We start from the raw sequence: 6,078 nt of genomic DNA on the forward strand, positions 1-6,078 counted from the left end.
TCCCGCTCCCAGCGGGGGCGGGTTGGGGTGGGGATGTCAGTCAATCGCATCGACTCTTCGACATTGACATAAAACTCTCTGGAGAGGGATGGCCGGCGATAAGCTGCCAGAGGGTCGGGATAGGCGGGGAGTGACGAGTCGCCTGGATGCAGGATCGGCCAATGTCTGTTTCAGATGGTCTGACAGGAATGAGGTTGTATGTTGCGCAGTCACGAACTTCCCATAGCTGTTCAGCGGCTCTTGCAGGGTAGCAGTGTTGAACTGATGACAGATGGTTGTTCAGCGGCGCAGGTCTATCGTATCGAGCAGGATAGTCGTTGTATGTACCTGAAGATGCAGTCGCTTGCCGATACGCTGTCGCTGCACGTGGAAGCCCGTATCCTCGATTGGTTGCAGGGTAAACTGCCGGTGCCGGAGGTGCTGGTGTATGTGGCCGATGACCGGTATGAATATCTGGTTTCGAGCGAGGTGGCCGGTCAGAATGGGGTCAGGGCGATGGCGACGCTGCGAGCGGAAGCGCTGGTTGAGCTAATGGCGAGTGGTCTGCGCATGATCCACGCGCTCGATCCTGCTACCTGCCCGTTCGATGCCGGTCTTGAGTTGCGGTTGATGCAGGCACGTGCCAATGTGTTGAACGGTCTGGTTGATGAGACCGATTTTGATCCGGAGCGGCTTGGTAGCACGACCGCTCAAGATATTCTGGCTGCTCTGGAACGCGAGCGCCCGGCGACAGATGATCTGGTGTTCACCCATGGCGATTACTGTCTGCCGAATATTATTGTGTGCGACGGTATGATCGGTGGCTTTATTGACTGGGGACGGGCGGGTGTCGCCGACCGTTACAACGATCTGGCGATTGCCTCGCGGAGTATTCATTATCATCTAGGCCCCCAGTACGAGCAGTACTTTTTTGCGTGTTATGGCCTTGAGCAGGTTGATGCCGGTAAAATCGCGTATTACCGCATGCTGGACGAATTATTCTAAGTGGCTCCACGGATCGTACCGCTGACCGCACCAAAGCCGATGCGATAGCCGTCACCCTGTGCCCATCCGCGCATTGTGACGGTATCACCGTCTTCGAGCCATCTTCGTTGCGAGCCATCGCGCAGGGTCAATGGCTCGCTACCGCGCCAGGTGAGTTCGAGCAGGCAACCGCGAGTGTGTTTGTCCGGCCCGCTGATCGTGCCAGAGGCCAGCAGGTCTCCCGGTCGCAGGCGGCAGCCGTTTACCGTGTGGTGGGCAATTTGTTGCGCACAGCTCCAGTAGAGATAACGGCTGTCGCTTTGACAAATGCGGGTGTCGTTCAGCCAGACTTCTAGGGTGATGGCAAAATGGCCGGGTCGCACGGGTTGCAGATACGGCAGTGGTGGTGGGTCTTGCGGTTCGCCCTGACAACGGAATGGTTCCAGCGTCGCCAGTGGCACTACCCAGGGGCTGATTGAGGTGGCGAAGTTTTTGGCCAGGAATGGGCCGAGCGGTTGGTATTCCCACCCCTGAATATCGCGAGCACTCCAGTCGTTGACCAGCACAAAGCCGAAGATATGGTCTTCAGCCTGGACAATGGGAATTGGACTGCCCAGATCGTTGCCCGGCCCAATGAACATACCCAGCTCTAGCTCAAAATCGAGTGCTCGCGTTGGCCCATAGACTGGTGCCGGGCTATCAGCCGGTTTGGTCTGGCCATGTGGACGATAGATTGGTGTGCCGCTCACCACAACGGTACTCGCCCGTCCATGGTAGGCAACCGGCAGGTGGCGCCAGTTTGGAAAGAGAGGTGGACTGTCGGGACGCAACATCTTGCCGACGTTGCTGGCGTGGTACAGCGACGAATAGAAGTCGGTGTAATCGCCGATGTGGGCCGGTAGCAGCAGGTCAACAGCGTGTTGTGGCAGAAGCGCAGCGTCGCGCAGAACCTGATTGTCGCGGAGCGTTGGTTCATCGGCGGCGAGCAGGCGTTGCAGCACCGACCGTACTGCCTGCCACGCTGCCGGGCCGGCAGCCATAAACGCATTCAACGAATCTTGGGCAAACAGGCCACGACCGCCAACCGGGGTCGCTGATAGTAGCCCGGCCTCATCAATAACAGCAAGATCAAGGACATACTCGCCAATGGCGACACCGATACGGGCCGGGCCACTGGCGTGGGGCCGAAAGACCCCGTAGGGTAAGTTTTCCAGTGGAAAGTCGCTATCAGGCGCGACCGGCACAAAACTGATGAGTGGCATAGGGTTCACATCAAATCTGGTTAAACGTCTTGGCTCAATATCTATCTTACTTTACACACTACGCCCTGTAGCGCTCCATCGTGGTTGACACGTACCGCTAGCCCCTGGGAGCGCACGCCGGAGGCGTGCTCACCGCCTGCCCCAGCCCGCGCCAGCGGGAGTCATCCGGCACCAGTGCTACCCGTGCCCGGCGGAGGCGCGTCAGTATGCCCTGGGAGCGCTCACCTCCGGTGCGCTCACCATCTGCCCTGGCACACGCCAGCAGAAGCTATCCGGCACCGGTGCTACCGGCTTCCTCACCCAGCAGCCGGTATGACACCGCAGAGCGCCTCGTGCGACACGACGCATCTTTCGTCACCCACTCAATGCGGTCACACGCTCCGCAGCGTTCTGCTGCATGATCAGGACTACAGCGAGACCGTTCCTATGGCACGGGCTTCCAGCCCGCGTGCGGGCATCCTCTCCACCGCCGGCAGGTGCTGGCCGTGGCCGCTGGTGTGCAGGCGAGAACCTATTGCAACGCCTCCGTTCTCTTTTCTTAATACGAAACACAAGTGCGTGGCCGCTGGTGTGCAGGTGAGAACCTATTGCAACACAACGTCTACGCGCAGGTAGCTCATCCATGCCTGACCGACTCGATGATCGAAACGAGCACGTCCAGCATTCACGTGACCAGGATGGGTAACGATGGGCCACGCACCGGATCGTGTGTACGGCTGCTGCGACAGCATGGCTGCCGCAAACTGCGCGACACGTGCATGACGAGCGGGTCAGGCAATCCACCCAGCACGTACTGGCACGTGGTCATGCGCCTGTACGACAGGCGCATGATAGCACTGCGTGATGGCAGACGTTCGCGCACCCTGCCCCACGCTCCGGCACGACATTCCTTGCCGCCATGATGCTGAGTTCCGCCCATGATGCGCACAGCTCACGGTACGACTGATCTCTGGCATGTTGCTCAAGATAGCGCATGGTTGATCCCATACATCGGGTAAGGGAGGGGGCGGGTCGCAACGCACTGCCAGATGCGGCACCACCATCGCCCGCGCACTACCGATGACACCGGTGCTACTTCTTGCTGTCGTTTTGCTTGTGATCGTGCTTTTGGAACCATCGCCCGCGCACTACCGATGACACCGGTGCTACCCCTGAACATGACGGCACGTGTATCAATCAGTGCATCTGCGATGTTCCACTAGCGAGATGGAATACAACTGCTTCCTGCGCCCAGAATACACGTCTCGCCGGTCTGGAGCGCAGCAGCCATGCTGACGCGCCCACCAACCTGTGCCACAAACCTGGTCACTCCCGTTCACGTCCGGCAGCGATCAGGCTGCCGGTTAAAGATACCGGGCAGTCATACGATTGCACACCAGTACCCGATAGACTGCCAGATCACCAGATAGACGTAACGGTGTGCTGTGTACCGATGATCTGCGCGTGGTACAGCCTAGCCCTCCGGCCCGCCAACACTCCACGAATCCATATACCCGGCCTTCTCCAGCTCCAGTGCGGCTGCGGTCAGGTGCAGTGGATGGAACGTATCAATCATCACCGCCAGCTCGTGAGTCTCTTTCGCGCCGATACTGGCTTCGGTGCTGCCCGGTTGAGGGCCATGGGGCAGACCGGCGGGGTGCAACGTAATATCGCAGCGCTCGATACCACGACGTGACATAAAGTTGCCGTCACAGTAATAGATCACCTCATCGGAATTCACGTTTGAGTGATTGTACGGCGCTGGAATTGCTTCCGGGTGATAATCGAACAATCGCGGTACAAACGAACAGACGACAAAATTGTGCCCTTCAAACGTCTGATGTACCGGTGGTGGCTGGTGAATCCGTCCGGTAATCGGCTCAAAATCGTGAATCGAAAAAGTCCAGGGATAGAGATAGCCATCCCAGCCGACCACATCGAAGGGGTGATGATCAAGAATATGCCGGGTAAGCTGATCACGCACCTTGATCCGCACCTCAAACTCACCGGTGTCGGTAAACGTGAGCAATTCACTTGGGCCACGGATGTCGCGCTCGCAGTAGGGGGCGTGCTCGAGCAGTTGCCCAAACTGATTGCGGTAGCGTTTGGGTGGGGCAATCTGGCTGGCCGACTCAATCACCAGGAACCGTGCCGGCTCATTCAGCCACATTTGCCAGGTAGTGCCGAAGGGAATGACCAGGTAGTCACCGGCGCTGAAGGGCAAGCGGCCAAATTGCGAGAGCAATTCACCGCTGCCTTCGTGCGTAAACCAGACCTCATACGCCTGAGCGTTGCGGTAGAAAAAGGTCATGCTTTCCGTTGGCCGGCTAATCCCAATCGTCACATCATTATTACCGAGCAGGGTGACGCGGGCGCTCACTGCATCACCGCCGGCAGGCACATTCGCGGTGGCGAAGGCACGGTGACGAATCGGGCCGAAATCGACATACGTTGGTTTAGCTGAACCGATTAACTCGGTGCGGAGCACCCGTGGGGGTAGAAAGTGGTGGTAGAGGATTGATTGAATTCCGTGGAACCCTTCCAGTCCCATTACCTCTTCGCGGTAAAGTTTGCCATCGGGCTTACGGAACTGGGTATGGCGCTTGTGAGGGACCTGACCGAGACGCTGATAAAACGGCATCGCACACCTCCTTGTGCCGCGAGTGTCGTTCTGGCTGCTAGAGATACACGCCCGACGCTCGTGGCGCCGGGCGATTTGGCGACCCGGGAGGGACTCGAACCCCCAACCAACGGTTCCGAAGACCGTTGCTCTATCCATTGAGCTACCGGGCCATCGGCCCTATTAGTGTAGCATAGCTGGCGTAGTTGTGCAACGTTGGTGGGATGGCGAGAGAATACCCCGCGTACCGTAGTTGAACCCAGGTTGCCACCTTTGTCACCACAGAGACACAGAGGCCACAGAGGATGTGGATAACCCGGATTGCTACCGTGAGACGTGACGTAGTACGTCCATGGGAACCGACTGCACCCTCTTCATTACATGCGGTTTTGCCACACGGTACTGAATGCAACGCTAAGCTGTTCATCCTTGCAGTCAGCCTCCGTGGCATACTCACAGTATAAATGGCAACTTGGGTTAGTTTCATGATCGGTATGGCAGCCTGGAGCCGGGATCATCTGCATCCAGATCGAAGGTCGTGCTGCCGGACAGTACACCCTCTGTGAGGCACTCATCGTACCCCGAACACGATGCTCATGGTGGGTAGCGAAGTTGTTTCTTACACAAGACCTGCTGGAATGCGACAGTCCATTGCAGGGGGACTTGGACGAAGCAGGCATGATAATTGCTGGTAGTGGTCGGGAAGCCTGCCTGTAAGCCTTGTGACGCAATGTGTTGCCAGGTAGAAACAGCTACACTGTTACCACATCAAAAAGGGAACTGCGGGAACGTCGTATTCACCAGTGGGTGTATGTTTACAACGTTAGGCGAAGCGTCAGCCCTCTGACACCCAGCCCGTTGGCAGGGAAGAGAGCAGCTCTGGTTGTGCAAGCATACGCTGGATTTGGTTGCATTGCACGTCTGTCATGTGCGTATCGCGTCATTTGGCGTGCGGCAACCACACTACCGCACAGCCGTGCTGCTTGCCAGGCGCGTGTCACGCCATTTACCCTTACAGGGATGCCGTGTGCGCTCGTCACGATCACGTCTGTAATGAATGATAGTTTCCGGTGTCGCTGATACTGGACAAGCACCAAAAATACCTGTATAATTGTCGTACAAGTGTTCGATACAAGGAGATGGATGATGATCGAGCAGCCGGTTGCTGTGCCTGCCATTGTCTACCCCGATAGTGACGGCATGCCGATGGCTGACAATACGAAACAATTCCGGGCAATCGTCACCATTCAGGGG

General features: G+C 57.6%; 3 protein-coding genes, 1 tRNA gene and 1 pseudogene. 2 read left to right on the forward strand and 3 right to left on the reverse strand.

All coding sequences use genetic code 11. The features are described 5' to 3' along the window. Positions 1–198: 198 nt before the first annotated feature. The gene (locus VAE55_RS03100) at positions 199–984 is read left to right on the forward strand and encodes an APH(3') family aminoglycoside O-phosphotransferase (protein ID WP_322814354.1); all 786 of its coding nucleotides are present in this window, start codon (positions 199–201) and stop codon (positions 982–984) included. Here the strand turns inward: VAE55_RS03100 and fahA are convergent. The 3 genes from fahA to VAE55_RS03115 all read right to left on the reverse strand — a co-directional run bounded on the left by fahA (position 981) and on the right by VAE55_RS03115 (position 4,997). Then, entirely contained in the window at positions 981–2,225 is a 1,245-nt protein-coding gene (gene fahA / locus VAE55_RS03105) for a fumarylacetoacetase (protein WP_322814355.1), read from the reverse strand. The genes VAE55_RS03100 and fahA overlap by 4 nt on opposite strands. A gap of 1,453 nt (positions 2,226–3,678) precedes the next feature. Then, a complete protein-coding gene (locus VAE55_RS03110) occupies positions 3,679–4,845 on the reverse strand; it encodes a homogentisate 1,2-dioxygenase (protein ID WP_322814356.1) in 1,167 nt (388 codons plus the stop codon). A gap of 76 nt (positions 4,846–4,921) precedes the next feature. After that, positions 4,922–4,997 (reverse strand) — tRNA-Arg (locus VAE55_RS03115). A 973-nt stretch (positions 4,998–5,970) separates the two neighbouring features. Here VAE55_RS03115 and VAE55_RS03120 point away from each other — a divergent pair. After that, positions 5,971–6,078: pseudogene (locus VAE55_RS03120) on the forward strand (Uma2 family endonuclease); the annotation flags it as partial.

It is taken from the genome of Chloroflexus sp. (genome assembly GCF_034432675.1).
Lineage (GTDB): Bacteria > Chloroflexota > Chloroflexia > Chloroflexales > Chloroflexaceae > Chloroflexus.